The organism is Emticicia sp. BO119, from assembly GCF_013912375.1.
Lineage (GTDB): Bacteria > Bacteroidota > Bacteroidia > Cytophagales > Spirosomataceae > Emticicia.
On the sequence record NZ_JACETV010000004.1, the window covers coordinates 546,616 to 561,243 of the forward strand.

General features: G+C 39.7%; 13 protein-coding genes and 1 tRNA gene. 5 read left to right on the forward strand and 9 right to left on the reverse strand.

Annotated features, from left to right (window positions below; translation table 11 throughout):
- The first annotated feature begins 30 nt into the window (after window positions 1–30).
- From H1R81_RS16220 to H1R81_RS16235, 4 genes are all read left to right on the forward strand, one after another.
- Entirely contained in the window at window positions 31–963 is a 933-nt protein-coding gene (locus H1R81_RS16220) for a carbohydrate kinase family protein (protein ID WP_181841787.1), read from the forward strand.
- 30 nt (window positions 964–993) lie between these two features.
- The gene (locus H1R81_RS16225; RefSeq protein WP_181841788.1) at window positions 994–1,938 is read left to right on the forward strand and encodes an N-acetylornithine carbamoyltransferase; all 945 of its coding nucleotides are present in this window, start codon (window positions 994–996) and stop codon (window positions 1,936–1,938) included.
- 213 nt (window positions 1,939–2,151) lie between these two features.
- Window positions 2,152–3,315 carry an acyl-CoA dehydrogenase gene (locus H1R81_RS16230; protein ID WP_181841789.1) on the forward strand — a complete coding sequence of 388 codons (1,164 nt, stop codon included), beginning with the start codon at window positions 2,152–2,154 and terminating at the stop codon, window positions 3,313–3,315.
- Window positions 3,316–3,627: 312 nt separating this feature from the next.
- Window positions 3,628–4,551, forward strand: coding sequence for an AraC family transcriptional regulator (locus tag H1R81_RS16235; protein ID WP_181841790.1), 924 nt, complete (start codon window positions 3,628–3,630; stop codon window positions 4,549–4,551).
- 91 nt (window positions 4,552–4,642) lie between these two features.
- On the opposite strand, the gene H1R81_RS16240 is transcribed toward H1R81_RS16235, so the two are convergent.
- The 7 genes from H1R81_RS16240 to H1R81_RS16270 all read right to left on the reverse strand — a co-directional run bounded on the left by H1R81_RS16240 (window position 4,643) and on the right by H1R81_RS16270 (window position 9,957).
- Window positions 4,643–5,011, reverse strand: a complete 369-nt coding sequence (locus tag H1R81_RS16240; protein ID WP_181841791.1) for a hypothetical protein — start codon at window positions 5,009–5,011, stop codon at window positions 4,643–4,645.
- A gap of 150 nt (window positions 5,012–5,161) precedes the next feature.
- Window positions 5,162–5,232: transfer RNA gene (locus H1R81_RS16245), tRNA-Gln, on the reverse strand.
- 74 nt (window positions 5,233–5,306) lie between these two features.
- A complete protein-coding gene (locus H1R81_RS16250) occupies window positions 5,307–6,131 on the reverse strand; it encodes an aminotransferase class IV (RefSeq protein ID WP_181841792.1) in 825 nt (274 codons plus the stop codon).
- A 35-nt stretch (window positions 6,132–6,166) separates the two neighbouring features.
- Window positions 6,167–7,819 carry a M20/M25/M40 family metallo-hydrolase gene (locus H1R81_RS16255; protein ID WP_181841793.1) on the reverse strand — a complete coding sequence of 551 codons (1,653 nt, stop codon included), beginning with the start codon at window positions 7,817–7,819 and terminating at the stop codon, window positions 6,167–6,169.
- Window positions 7,820–7,828: 9 nt separating this feature from the next.
- Window positions 7,829–8,134, reverse strand: coding sequence for a hypothetical protein (locus tag H1R81_RS16260; protein ID WP_181841794.1), 306 nt, complete (start codon window positions 8,132–8,134; stop codon window positions 7,829–7,831).
- Between the two features lie 48 nt (window positions 8,135–8,182).
- A complete protein-coding gene (locus H1R81_RS16265; protein ID WP_181841795.1) occupies window positions 8,183–8,404 on the reverse strand; it encodes a hypothetical protein in 222 nt (73 codons plus the stop codon).
- A gap of 569 nt (window positions 8,405–8,973) precedes the next feature.
- A complete protein-coding gene (locus H1R81_RS16270; protein ID WP_181841796.1) occupies window positions 8,974–9,957 on the reverse strand; it encodes an App1 family protein in 984 nt (327 codons plus the stop codon).
- On the opposite strand from H1R81_RS16270, the gene H1R81_RS16275 reads away from it, so the two are divergent.
- Entirely contained in the window at window positions 9,958–10,830 is an 873-nt protein-coding gene (locus H1R81_RS16275; protein WP_181841797.1) for a diacylglycerol kinase family protein, read from the forward strand.
- A 9-nt stretch (window positions 10,831–10,839) separates the two neighbouring features.
- On the opposite strand, the gene H1R81_RS16280 is transcribed toward H1R81_RS16275, so the two are convergent.
- Together H1R81_RS16280 and H1R81_RS16285 are read right to left on the reverse strand one after the other, a co-directional pair.
- Complete coding sequence (locus H1R81_RS16280; protein WP_181841798.1) at window positions 10,840–11,697, reverse strand: radical SAM protein; 858 nt, start codon at window positions 11,695–11,697, stop codon at window positions 10,840–10,842.
- 180 nt (window positions 11,698–11,877) lie between these two features.
- Window positions 11,878–14,490, reverse strand: a complete 2,613-nt coding sequence (locus tag H1R81_RS16285) for a carbohydrate-binding domain-containing protein (protein WP_181841799.1) — start codon at window positions 14,488–14,490, stop codon at window positions 11,878–11,880.
- Window positions 14,491–14,628 lie beyond the last annotated feature (138 nt).

Consider the following 14,628-nt stretch of genomic DNA (forward strand, 5'->3'; position numbering starts at 1 on the left):
TAGCCATATTTGTGGCAAATTTCGTGACCTATGAGCGAGAGAAAATATGCCCTTCTGGCCGTTGGAGAATTGCTGGCTGATTTTATTGGTACCGACCTGACAGATAATCTGCTTACCACAGAAAAATTTCAGCGTTTTCAGGGAGGGAGCCCATCGAATCTGGCAGCTAATATGGCCCGCTTAGGCAATCAGACAGCCATTGTTTCTTGTGTAGGTAAAGATAATCTTGGAACTTATCTGATAGATAAGGTTAAGGAAACAGGAGTTGATACTGCTTACGTAGTAATTGATAATATAGCCCCTACTACCATAGTAGTGGTTTCGCGCTCGAAAGGAACACCTGATTTTATTACTTACCGTGAAGCCGACTGCCGGATTCAATCGGCGCATATATCGGATGATTTACTGAAGAATGTATCAGTTTTTCATACTACCTGTTTCGCATTAAGTAGAAATCCTGCGCAGGAGAGCATTGTAGAGGCGGCAGGAAGGGCCGCCAGGCACAATTGTCAGCTAAGTATAGATTTAAACTATGCGCCGCAAATATGGCCCGACAGAAACAATGCGCATGCAATTGTAAAAGCCTATGTAGCCAATGGGGCTTTTGTGAAAATGAGTGAAGATGATGTCGAACGTTTCTACAACAGGCCTGTCGAACCGGATGAAGCCATTGCAGATTTTCATTCCTGGGGAGCAAAACTGATATGTTTTACATTAGGAAGTAAAGGGAGTATCGTATCGAGCAACCAGGGGCGATCGAAGATTTTAATCGAGGGAAAGAAAATAAAAGTGATAGATACAACAGGTGCAGGAGACTCGTATTGGGCAGGATTTCTGACAGCTTATATTGATGGATTTTCGCCCGAAATATGTGCCAGAGCCGGCGCTAATATTGCCGCTTTGAAATTAAATACTTTAGGGCCATTGCCCGCTAAAGTTGATAGACAGTTGTTATATCGTTAATTGTAGTATCCGATTATTTACCAAAGAAAGATGAGAAATTTTATTTCGTTGAAAGATGTTGAGAATGTTCAGGAATTAATAAATGAAGGAATTCGTCAGAAAAAAGCACCTTTCGCCGAGCAAGCATTGGGGAAAAACAAAACCATAGGTTTAATCTTCTTTAACCAGAGTTTAAGAACACGCCTGAGTACACAAAAAGCAGCCGAAAATCTGGGTATGAATGTGATGATTATGAATGTAGGGCAAGATAGCTGGCAGTTGGAAATGGAAGATGGTGTGGTGATGAATGGCGATAAAGCAGAACATGTAAAAGAAGCAGCTGCTGTAATAGGCAGCTATTGCAATATAATAGCTGTGAGAGCTTTTGCCGGACTACAAGACCGCGCGGCTGATTATCAGGAGGTTGTGATGGAGAAATTCGTGCAATATGCAGGTGTGCCTATTGTGAATCTTGAATCGGCTACTCGTCACCCATGTCAATCTCTGGCCGATTTGATTACCATAGAAGAATACAAGAAAGTGGCACGACCTAAAGTAGTTTTAACCTGGCTGCCTCATTTTAAGCCACTACCACAGGCGGTAGCTAATTCTTTCTGCGAATGGGTAAACCAGACTGACTATGACTTTGTAATTACCCACCCGGAAGGCTATGAATTAGCGCCAGAATTTGTTGGGAATGCCAGAATAATCTATGACCAGAACGAAGCCTTGAAAGATGCCGATTTTGTCTATGGTAAAAACTGGTCGTCATATACGCATTACGGACAAGTTCTGACCCAGGATACCTCATGGATGATTACACAGCAAAAAATGGAACTGACCAACAATGGTTTATTTATGCACTGCTTACCTGTACGTAGAAATCTGAAAGTAACTGATTGGGTGCTCGATAATCAATCGGTGGTTATTCAGCAAGCTGCTAACAGAGAGTGGTCGGCACAGGCAGTTTTAAAGAATATCCTGAAAGATTTATAAGATAGAGAATCTAACAGCTAATCTGATAAGCTTAGCTATCTGAAGCACATTTTTACCAAATCACTCAATTAATTGGGTGGTTTTCTGTTATAACAGAACCATCAACTGAAATTAATTCTGCATTAACTGTATTATAGTATGCTTGCATACTATTCTTCTCTTGTTTATATTTGTTAAATCTATCACAAACCATCAATCAAATACTATAAATCAATGGCAGCCGCAACAATAGAAGGTCTTAATTTTAATTTAACAGAAGAGCATTTAGCTGTAAAAGAAGCCGCTCGTGAATTTGCCCAAACTGAACTACTCCCTACCGCAATTGAGCGTGATACTCATTCTAAATTCCCGACGGAAGAAATCAGAAAAATGGGAGAGTTGGGATTTTTAGGCATGATGGTATCGCCTGAATATGGAGGTGGTGGGATGGACACGGTTTCATACGTATTGGCGATGGAGGAAATCTCTAAAGTAGATGCGTCGGCTTCGGTAGTGATGTCTGTAAATAACTCTTTAGTGTGCTGGGGATTAGAGACCTTTGGAACAGAAGAACAAAAACAAAAATATCTGACTCCTCTTGCAAGTGGAAAAATCATTGGTTCATTCTGCTTATCAGAACCAGAAGCCGGCTCTGATGCCACTTCGCAAAGTACTACAGCTGTAGATATGGGAGACCATTATCTTGTAAATGGTACAAAAAACTGGATTACAAACGGTGGTACATCTTCGGTTTCTTTAGTAATAGCGCAAACTAATGTAGAATTGAAACACAAAGGCATAAACGCATTGATTATAGAAAAAGGCTGGGATGGCTTTGTAGTTGGCAAGAAAGAAGATAAAATGGGTATTCGTTCATCAGATACACATTCGTTAATGTTTACTGATGTAAAAGTGCCTAAAGAAAACAGAATAGGCGAAGATGGCTTCGGATTCAAGTTTGCCATGACAACTCTAAATGGCGGTAGAATCGGTATTGCGGCCCAGGCATTGGGTATTGCGGCAGGTGCCTATGAGTTGGCACTGAAATATTCTAAAGAACGTAAAGCCTTTGGTAAGACTATCAGCGAACATCAGGCTATTCAGTTTAAACTGGCTGAAATGGCTACAAAAATAGAAGCGGCTCGCTTATTGGTATATAAGGCGGCACGTTTGAAAGACGAACATAAGGATTTTATACAAGCTGCGGCAATGGCAAAATTATTTGCCTCCGAAGTAGCCATGTGGGCCACTACAGAAGCAGTACAGATTCATGGCGGATATGGGTATGTGAAAGAATACCATGTAGAGCGATTGATGCGTGATGCAAAGATTACTCAGATTTATGAGGGAACTTCTGAAATACAAAAACTGGTAATTGCTCGTGAAATCCTGAAATGATTAATGAGTCAGTAGCACAAAACTTATAATTCATTGTATTAAAAAAGGCTCTTTTTGAGCCTTTTTTTGTATAGAATGGGGGTAAAATATTGGAATTTTACTTAAAAATACAATAAAGCTCATGTACATACATATAAATTAAATTAGACTTTTTTGAGAAAAATGTACTGATTTTTGTAAAAAAATATAACTAAAGGAACATCTTTTATTTTTTATTTGTTTGAAAAAAAACGAGAAAATATTAGTTTTGTCCAATATTAGTTAATACATTGCGTTTAGAATTCTAAGCTATCACGAAAATGCTCCTATAAAATGGAAGATTACAATAAGATTATCGAATCTCTTGGTGTAAAATTTGCCAAAGCACGCCATATCAGAATTTTGCAAACTGTCAAGATTAAAAATGTGTATGACGTTGAAAACACTATTCTTATATTATATGATGGTGATGTGAAACTGGCGGGTAATGATGAACGTGTACAACCCGGCGATTTGCTTTTTATACCCGGCGGAAAAGCCGCTACAATTACCTATGGCGCAGGGGAACCAAAAAATATTTCGTTCGAAGAGTTTATGACTCGTCGCGAGAGTTATTGGGAAACCATGACCGATTCGTCGAATGTTGGTAGAGTGCCTAATTCATTTGGCTTAATAGCTTTTGAAGCGAAAGTTTTTGACTCTGTTAACTTCTTTACTTCATTAGATATTCCGCCGTTCTTTATAAAGCAGCACTCAAAACTTGGTTTATTAATTCATGATATTCTGAAAGAAGATTTTTCAGATGAAGTTGGTCGTGGACGGGTAATCAGAAATAAAACCGAAGAAATAGTTATTGAGATTGTGCGCCATATCTTAAAACACAGAATGTTTGTAGAGCAACTGGCAACCAATAGTACTTATTTCAAAGACCCACGTCTGATTGACATCTTTACTTATATAAAAAATAGCCTGGCCGGTGATTTGTCTAACAAGCAATTAGCCAACGTGGCTAACGTATCGGAAGATTATGTAGGTCAATACTTTAAAATGCTGACTGGTATTAATCCACAGGATTATATCGAGTATCAGCGTATGGAAGCAGCGGTAACATTACTTCGTACTTCTAAGAAAAGTATCCGTGCCATTGGTCATGAAGTAGGATATAAGGATACAGCTTATTTCTGTCGTCGTTTTAAAATGATGTTCGGTATTCCGGCAGGTAAAATGAGACGAAGAGAGTCTTTAATGATTGGTTAGAAATATCGGGTTTCATACAAACAAAGCCACAGTTTGGAATAGCTGTGGCTTTGTTGTTTTAAATGCATCGCCTTTTTAAAATCGTAATAGATTAATTTCCAATCTTCAAATCCTCTAATTTCTCAATCACTAATTGATTGCGGCCTCTGTAAACACTTATTTTTCCGCTGGCTACTACTTTCTTACCTGTTAATTCCTGCTCGTTGATAGTAGCTTTTTCTAATACCTCTTTATATAATACAACTGTCAGTGGAGTATTAGGATAGGCTTCATCCAAGTTTATCAGTAATAGCGGAGCTCTTTCGCCTGTTTCAAAACGTCGGGCACCTGCTACTACGCCTTTCACGATTACTTGTTTGTCAACATAAGCCGCTACTTTATCAGTAGTAAGGGTATCGGTTTGAGAATAAGCGGCACTTACTAAACTACTCAATATTGCTGCTAAAACTAATTTTTTCATATCTGATATTTTAAGATGAAGAATTGTTATCATTAGTCCGAATCCTGAATACTGTCGGATTCTGCTTAGTACGTTTGTTCTCCTGTTTTACAATCTATAAAAGCAAAAGAGGTAATTACTTGATTATCAAATAACTACCTCTTTTTGTTGTTGACCCACTAGGATTCGAACCTAGACATACAGAACCAAAATCTGTTGTACTACCCTTATACTATGGGTCAATCCTGAAATGTGAGTGCAAAAGTAGTATTTTCTGATTAATGAAGCAAGAGTGCCAAAGAAAAAAACTAAAATTTTACCAATTTTTTACTTTTTCATTAATCAGGTCTAATAGAAACTGTGTTTTTTGCCCTATACGTCCTGAGCCTAAAACATGGTCATCTACCCTGGTAATAGGCAATACTCTTTTGGTAGTACTGGTTGTAAATACCTCGTCGGCTTCTAATAATTCGGTGAATGTCACCCCTCTTTCTTCAATTTTGAAATGCCCTTCTGCTAAGGCTAATGTTGTCCGGCGGGTAATGCCTTTTAGAATATCTGTATCAGGGGTAATCAAAGTATCGCCTTTAAATATAAAAACATTGCTTCGGCTCAGTTCGCTGATATAGCCATTTTTGTGGAATAGCACATCAGAGGCCTTTGCCGCTTTAATATCTTGCTGCAATATCATGAAATGCTTGTAGTCAGTGCTTTTCACCTCCGGCAAATCTCTTACAAAATCATAAGTAATTACCTTTATCCCATTCAGATATTCTTCAGGTTTCACAGGGTGTATATCTTCGCTGATAATCAATAAATTCGGACTGTTACTCGATACACTATCTTCTGAATAACCACCTGTGAGTATAAAACGAATGGCACAATCTTCCAGACCTGACTTTTCTACCAACTCCATTACTATCTTGTAGGCTTCTTCTTTCTGAACCGGGTTGGGTAATCTGAGAAGCCTTGCCGAACGCTCGTATCTTTCCCAATACCAATCCCATTGAAACGGACGCCCATTATAGGTACGGAAGTAATCGAAAAGACCATAGCCCCGCAGAAGCCCAAGGTCAGTAATATGCACACTGGTTTGCTCTGCCGAGCCTATTTTGCCATTAAAGTAGCAGTGATGAGCCATTAGTTCTGATTATATTGTTCGATACTACAAAAGTATCATTTTCCTATCTTTGTCTCAAAAAAATCTCCTTTATTCCAGGTGGGTCTATCTGGGTTCTGTGCTACCAGATAGCTTACCAGAAAGTTTACCTGCGCATATTTCTTTCCTGCCGACCATACGAAAGAATCATTTACTTCGTCAGACGGTTTATGGTAGTTCGCTTCCCTCCATACTTTCACTTTAGCAGCTAAATCTTTCTCAATTGTGGTTTTTTTGTAGCCGTATTTGATATGTAGTGCAGGAATACCCGCTTTTACAAAATTATACTGGTCGCTTCTTACAAAACGTCCTTCTGTCGGGTCGGGGTCAGGTTCTACGTTCAAGCCTACATAACTGGCGGCCTCTTCTACTATTTTCAGCAAACTGCTGTGTTCGGCCCCGAGCGGTGCTACCGACTCTAAAGGTGCAATCAAGGTAGGCATATCTGTATTAATGTCTGCTACAATTTTATCTTTTGGTAAAGTGGGCAAAGCTGTGAAATAGCCCGAGCCTAACAGCCCTAATTCTTCGGCTGTCATTAAGGCAAATACGATTGAACGTTTTGGTTTAGTAGTTAGTTTTGAGTAAGCGCGGGCAATCTCCAATGCACAGGCTACACCCGAGGCATTATCATGCGCCCCATTGTAGATAGAATCTCCATTCACTGGTCTGCCAACGCCGACATGGTCGAGGTGGCCTGAGTGAATCACAAACTCGTTTTTCAGTTTAGGGTCAGAGCCTTCGAACTTACCTATTACGTTGTAGCTTTCAATATCATCAAAACTCGATTCATAATGCCCGCTAATGACACTTTTCAGGGTTTTACTCACATATTCACCTTTTTCTAACGATTTCCAGATTGTATCTAAATCTTCGCCCTCAGCCTGCATCAGTTCTTTCAATAAAGCTACTGTTATACCGCCTGCTACCTGTATCTTGCCGCCGTAAGCGGAGGCCGAACTGGCTCTCTTGCCATCAGGCAGAATAGATGCCCCAATACCATTGACCGACATATTATTGGTGATTGCTCTGAACTGAACCGTATTGGTAGTATAGTTGCAAACCAAGACTCCAATAGCTCCGTTTTTTGCGGCGTATTCCTGCAAAGTAGCCGGATACTGCAAATGCAACTTCACATTGGCCGAAAGATTATCAGGTACTTTACGAAGGATAATCACAATTTTGCCTTTTACATCGAGGTTTTTATAATCCTGTATATTGATTTTTGGCGCATCAAAACCTGTGCCTACAAAAGCTAAAGGCGCATCAAAGTCGACCGATTTTTTTTCGGGGTGTGGGTACACATAGAAATCACTGCCTAATGACAATGGCTTTTTATCACCGTTAGGCAGAGTCAGGACTAATGCTGTTTTATCTTTATTCAATCTGCTTTTTCTCAGCGTTACTTTTTGCAGATAGGTGCCGTTTTCTCCGGCAGGTTGCAGGCCAATTTCTTTATATTGCTTCTCTATATACTCTACTGCCATCATATACCCCTCTTTGCCGGGCTGTCTGCCTTTTAGTTTATCATCGGCCAGATATATTACATGGGCTTTAATACGGTTGGTATCAATCTGGTTGATAGCGGCTAAAACTTCATTACTTAAAGGCTTTTGGGTATAAGCCAGCAAGGGTAAAAGGGAAAGCAAAAGACAAAACGCTCGTTTCATAGAATTCTCTCAGGTGTTGTTTGTTGAAAACTTTTTTGCGAAGATAAGGAAAAAATGAATAGCGACGGATTGGAACTTATTTAAACCAGGGCTGTCCTCATTCAAAAAGGTTCCCACCATATTGGTAACCTTTTGGGGTTCATTTTTACTGATTTTTACTTTCACAGACGCTATTTTCCAAAAGGTTCCCACCATACAGGTAACCTTTTGGAGTTCATTTTTACTGATTTTTGCTTTCACATCCTCTATTTTTATAAAGGTTACCACCGTACAGGTAACCTTTTGGAGTTCATTTTTACTGACTTTTGCTTTCATAGCCTCTTTTTTTTAAAAGGTTCCCACAGTATTGGTAACCTTTTTGGGTTACATTTTACTCAATTTTGCTATCATAGACTCTTTTTTCAAAAAGGTTCCCACCATATTGGTAACCTTTTCTGGGAACGTTTTAGCCCCTGTTATTTTGACAAACTCCGAAACTATTTGTTGGTAGGTATAGCCAATCACTCTTTTAAATACGGCTCTACTACTTCCGGTTACCTTTATATAGGCTAATTCTTTGCAGGTTCTGACTTTCTTTTTCTTCATTTTAATAGTTGTTATGCGGAGGGCTATTGTGAATTGTTATCCAAGACTGATATTCTAAATTTCCGGTTTTTGATTATGTTTTCAAAGTATCTGGAGATGTTTTTGGGATAATCAAACTGTTGGGGAGAAGAATTGGTCTGTTTGGCAAAAGCCAATACGGATAATTTGCCCCGGCAGAGTCTCCTGTGAGCGCATGCAAAAGCGATAAGCAAGGGGACTCTGCCGTGCCTTGAGCTATAAGAGCAGCAATAAAAATCTAAATTGGTGTTTAATCTATTAAACTTTTCGCATCAACCCTTGCCCTGAGAGTCCTTTGGCTTATAAACACTGCAGACTTTGAGGGAACGAAAAGCTTTGAAGTAAGTTTCGAATTTTACCTACTGTTTCTTAACAAACCCTTTTTTGTAAATAACTACCTTAAAACCGATACCTACCCCAGTGCCCAATATCCAATCAGAATAGCAGAAATTTAACCATTTATTCAAAAGAGAAGAGGTTAGGCAAAAAAGGTTTTACTGAAAGAGGGGAATATCTGAGAAGATTTACTTCATGATATACCCCATACCTCCCTACCTTAACAACCCAACCCCCCTCGCATGCAAAATAGCCTCATCTGTATGCTTAAACTGGCAGGTGTGAATATTTTTGTTTGTAATAGTATTCAGCATTTCTAAGGTTGCAATTTCTTTTTCCAAGCTAATATTTCTGATATAGATTGCTGCAATCTGTTCGCTGTATTTATTGGCAAGGGTCATATAAATTTCGGGGTCTTTTTGTGAGTTATCGCCGAGCAAGACAAATTTCTGTTTCGGAAATGCCTGCAAAATTCTGATTACCCGTGTCAGTTTTCCTTCATGTTTGGTTTTTCCTGTCTTAAGCAACTGATACCACTTTTTTATCTGATTTAACAGAAAAGCACCTTTAGGGAGGTCGTTATGCTTAAAAAATTCATTGAGATAATCATAAAGATTCCACTCACTGCTTGAAACATAGAAGAATGGATTGAGTAAATCGGGGCTTGTGTGTGTCAATGAAAGCAACTGATAAAACTTGACTACATCAGCAAAAGTTTTGCGGCTACGGGGATTTTTAGTAAACATGGTACGTAGTTTTTTGCCCGTATCGGCCGAGTGAGAAACGAGAACGGTATCGTCAATATCCGAAATAAAACCATACTGGGTTGAGTGTGGAACAAAAATTTTACCCTGCCCTGAAACAATTCGTTCGTTTTGCTCATTTACTACATGAATAGTTATCTCATGCCATCCGGCAGTTACTTCGGTGTCGGATTGCCATTCAAATTTAAAGAAACCATCAGATTCGGTTGAGCTGTATAACTGTTGATTACCCCATTGTAGATTTACACGAACGTTGGCTAATGGTTTTACAAAAAACAGTTTGACTAACTGTACCAGATTTGTGAGAATATTATCACTAAATTTATCAGGCCTGGCTGGTTTTCCTGTCAGCACATGGCCATACACAACCAGATTATGGGTGTGCCCGTACCCATGATATACTTTTACGAAAGCGTCTGAATTTTTATTTCCCATATGACACAAACTAATTCTAAGATTCTATTTATAGTCAATCCTGTTTCTGGCAGAAATAACATAAACCGGACTGAATTAATAACAGATTATTTTAAATCAAAGCCAAATGCTATTCAAATTTATGAGCTGACAAAAAACTGTAATATAGAAACCATAAAAGAACAGATTAAGTTATTTGCTCCTGAGCAGGTAGTGGGCGTGGGAGGCGATGGAACCATCAAATTAGTGGCCGAATGCCTGCTCAATACTCATATTAAATTAGGGATTTTTCCGGCAGGTTCAGCCAACGGAATGGCCGCTGAATTTAAGATCAATGCACACAATGCGCTGGATGTAATAGCTAAGGGTTATTCAAAGAAAATCCATTTAACCAATATTAATAGTCAACTCTGTATTCATTTAAGTGATATTGGGCTTAATGCCTATGCTATGAAGAGGTTTAATAATCAGAAGGTTAGGGGTATGTGGGGCTACTTTATAGCTTCGCTGAAAGTGCTGATGCAGAATCCAACAATGGAGATAAGTATGCATATTGATAAAAAGGCGGTGAAAATGGAAGCTGAAATGATTGTGATTGCTAATGCCACCAAATATGGTACTGGTGCGGTTATTAATCCGGTTGGGCGGTTGGATGATGAGTTATTTGAGGTGGTAGTGATAAAAAAAATATCCTTTCGGGAAGTTTTCAAAATGATTTTTACGCATAAAGCGTACGATTTGGATAAAACTGAAGTTTTTCAGACTACTTCATTATCTATGCACACAAAAAAGAGAGTACATTTTCAGATTGATGGAGAATATCTCGGAAAAATACAAAGCCTGAAAGTCGAACTCATTGCTAATGCGCTTGATGTAGTTGTGCCGGAAGAGTAGTCATATGGCTCAACATCCTCCAACTCTAAGCTCAGGCAGACGCTCTTTTAAAGTGACTACTGTTTTGTTGAGTTTATAGTCATTCCATCCTAAATCATTCACTAATTTGATAGCTCCCTCGCGTGTGCCGGACACGAACTTGCTATTGTTCATGTGAAAACTGTTGAGGTAATATTTCTGAATGCCGGTATCCAAGAGCCTGTCGGCAAATTGTTCGGCATTATGGATAGGTAATAGAGGAGCCAGAGAGATACAGGCGTTTATCCCGGCCTCACGGACTTGTCGAATCGCTTTTAAGCGCATTTCTATAGAAGAACAAACGGGTTCAAAAACTTTCCTGACCTCTTCGGTATCGGTCGTGACAGACATATTTACCTGAATATCGCGGAACTGTTTGAATAATTCTATATCACGTGCCACTAAAGGGCTTCGGGTCTGTATTACGAGCCGGATATCATGGTATTTGATAAATTCCTGTAAAAGGCTTCTGGTTAGTTCCAATTCACGTTCTATAGGTTGGTAGGGGTCTGTCACGCTACTCATATAGATTGACTTGCGGTACAGAGGCTTTTTTCTATACTTTATCAGTAATTGCAAGGCATTTTCTTTTACCCTTACCCAACGCCCCCAGTTATTTTGTTCTTCATCGGTTTTTGTAAAAAAAGCGGCATAACAATAACTACAGGCAAAGGTGCAACCGGAGTAAGGATTGAGTGTAAAATCAAAATCTCCCATTGCGCCTTTACTTGCTGTTAGAATCGAGGAGGCCTGATGATAAGAAACACTGGCCTGCCCGAATTTCTCTCGTCGCTCCTTCTCCTCTCTGTTCACGAATAGCTCGAATAACTCAAGCTGAGCGGATTTCATAAAAGTGTGTGGTAAAATGTATGGATTTAGCAGGGGCTGTTTGATAGCACCTCCGGGATTATGCCATAAAGTTATGGACAATACGTGTAATAGTGTCTATACAATTTGTGTAGTAGGTGAAAATATTAAAAAAGACTACCCTTTTGAGGCAGTCTTTTTAGTGTTTTTTAATTTATATTCTTAAAAAGTAATGGAGTTTACGGTATTCGTAGTTGAGGTAGTTGTGGTTGTTTTTAATGTACCACCTGAATTAGAATAGGCACCACCGGTGTATAGACCCCATCCTGATGAATTACCTACGAAAGTCCCTCCGGTGTAACTGCCACCGAAATAGATCTTGTATTGCGTGTTTTTTAATAAACCCGGAGAAGAAAAATGAAAATAAGAAACGGCATTTTTAGGCTTAAATGTTACCATTTCTGTACCAGTGGCATTTTCGATATGGATTACAGATGAGGCGGCCAACTGGGTACCTGATTTAAGGTACATACTCACCTGCGCAGAGGCGGCTCCCATTGCTTTTGTCATATTAGAATTTGACCCACCCGAAATTAAGGTTCCTCCGTTGACAAGAAAATTGCCATTCACATCAATTCCTTCTTCCGGCGAACTGCTCGGGCCGCATACAATGGTTGTTCCGCCTTTGATTGTAATATTTCCGTTACTATCTATTGCATCGCTGCCAGCCACGATTATAATCCCGTTATTGATAAACAGATTACTTCCATCATTCGATTCTGTTCCGCCCTTAACGATTCCTTTTGTTACATTAATACCATCATTTGAAGATACGACATTAGTTATACCGCCATCAAATGTAATGATAGGTGCTTCTATTCCTTCTTTCGATTTTGTAATATTAATAGTACCATTACTTACAGTAACTGAGGTTTCTGATTTTATGCCATCGTCGGTAGCCGCAATATTCAGTTCACCATTTGTGATAGTAAAGGCTCCGTCACTTTTAAAGCCTTTGGCCTCACTGGTCATAGAACTGGTATAAGTATAAGTACTACCTGTGGCCGAAATTGTAATTGTGCCTCCGCTAATGGTTGCGGTACCATCTACACTGATACCTTTTCCGCCTGTACCCGTATTAGTAATACTGAGATTCCCACCTTTGATCGCTAAATTTTTATCGCAATTGATTCCGGCAGAGGCAGCAATGTCGGCATCAGCAGTTACATAATAGGCAGCACCTGAAACCGTGATTTTTACTGTCCCTGCCGATAAGTTGAAGTCTCCATCAGTTTTGATTCCTTTTGCACCTTTTCCAGTCACGTTCAGGGTTACAGCATCGGCAGTGCCTATTGAAGTATAACTGGCACTTTTAATGGCATTCCCTTTATCTCCGGTTGTGCTTACTTTAATTGTTCCTCCTTTTATTAAAACATAAGGAGTAATTGAGGTATCTGTACCATCGTAAGCGGCGGTGATGCCATCGTCTACACTATTGACAGTTACCGAGCCCCCGTTGATAGTGATATAGCCCTCATCAGCAACAATCCCATCGCCTGATGCTGTTACATTTAATGTGCCGTTATCCATCGTAACATAATCGTTGGCGCGGATACCATCTTTCACTGCCGATTTTATAATAATATTACTTTCACTAATGGCAATATAATCGTCGGATACAATGCCATGCTTGTTATTCCCGGTTACATTCAGTGTACCTGTGCCCATAAAACTCAGTTGACCTTCACTAAAGAATGCCCCTTTCTGGTCTTCGCTGCTTGTGGCATAGGTTGTACCATCGGTCAGGTTGTTAGTTGTGCCGCTCAATACATTAATTGTAGCTTTTTTACCTGATTGAATATTGATGGCCGGTCCTGTGCTATTGGTAATGCTCACGCCTTTCATGGTAATATTAAATTTATAGTCGCTATAAATCTTGAAACTACCTTTTGTGGCATTACCCGATAAAAGATATACTATCTCTTTAGTTGTGTTTTTGGAGGTTACGATTACATCAGCACCGCTTACAGCTACATTTACGCCATCATTGGCAAAGGCATTATTGACGGCCGCACTTGTACCTGAATAGACTATCACGACGGTATCTTTAGCAGGATTGGCCGTGCCTGTAGTGCCTGTAGCTATTGTTAAGGTGACAGTAAAAGTTTGCCCACCAAAACTAATGTTAAAGGTAGCAGTACCTGCTGAGGCAGGAGTGCCTGAAATAGCATAGGTGAGTTTACCTGAGCCATTAGTCAATGTTCCCGCTGTTAAAGTGGCTGTCAGACCTTCAACACCTGTTGATGAGGCTGTAGATGCATCATAAGTTCCACCATTCCCCCCGGTATAATCTAAGGTAAGAGTACCTGTATAAGCAGTTCCGCTTGTGCCACTGGCTGGCGAAATACTACCTGTTAAGGTCGAAATACTGGCTTTGGATTGAACAACAGGTAAGGCTAATATACATGACTGTCCGCCTAATTCTATTAAAAAACTTGCTGTTCCGGCCATGTTAGGTGTGCCTGTAATAACAAAACTGGCTGCACCACTTCCAGTAGCCAGTGTGCCCTCTGATAAAGTGGCTATAAGGCCCATTACCCCTGACGAAGCCACGGCTGTTCCGGCTGGATAAGCAATACCATTTCCTCCCGAATAAGGTACACTGGCAGTACCTGTGTAAGATACACCACTTGTGGCCGTTGCCGAAAATGTGGCATCTGAACAATTAAGGGCAGAAATACCGGGTGCTTTTAATATGTCATCAGTTTTGCAGGAGTGAAAAATTAAAACTATTGTCAGCCATAAACTGACTACCGCGAATCCTCTTCTATTCATATTGGTGATTGTTTTAAAAAATTTATCGGTTTTCTAAAGCATAGACGGACTCAAGAGAAAAATGGTGGTATGGGCCTGGAAAAGAAAGGAAAAACTGATAGTTACTTTGTACTTATCTATGATAGCTGATGACAAATT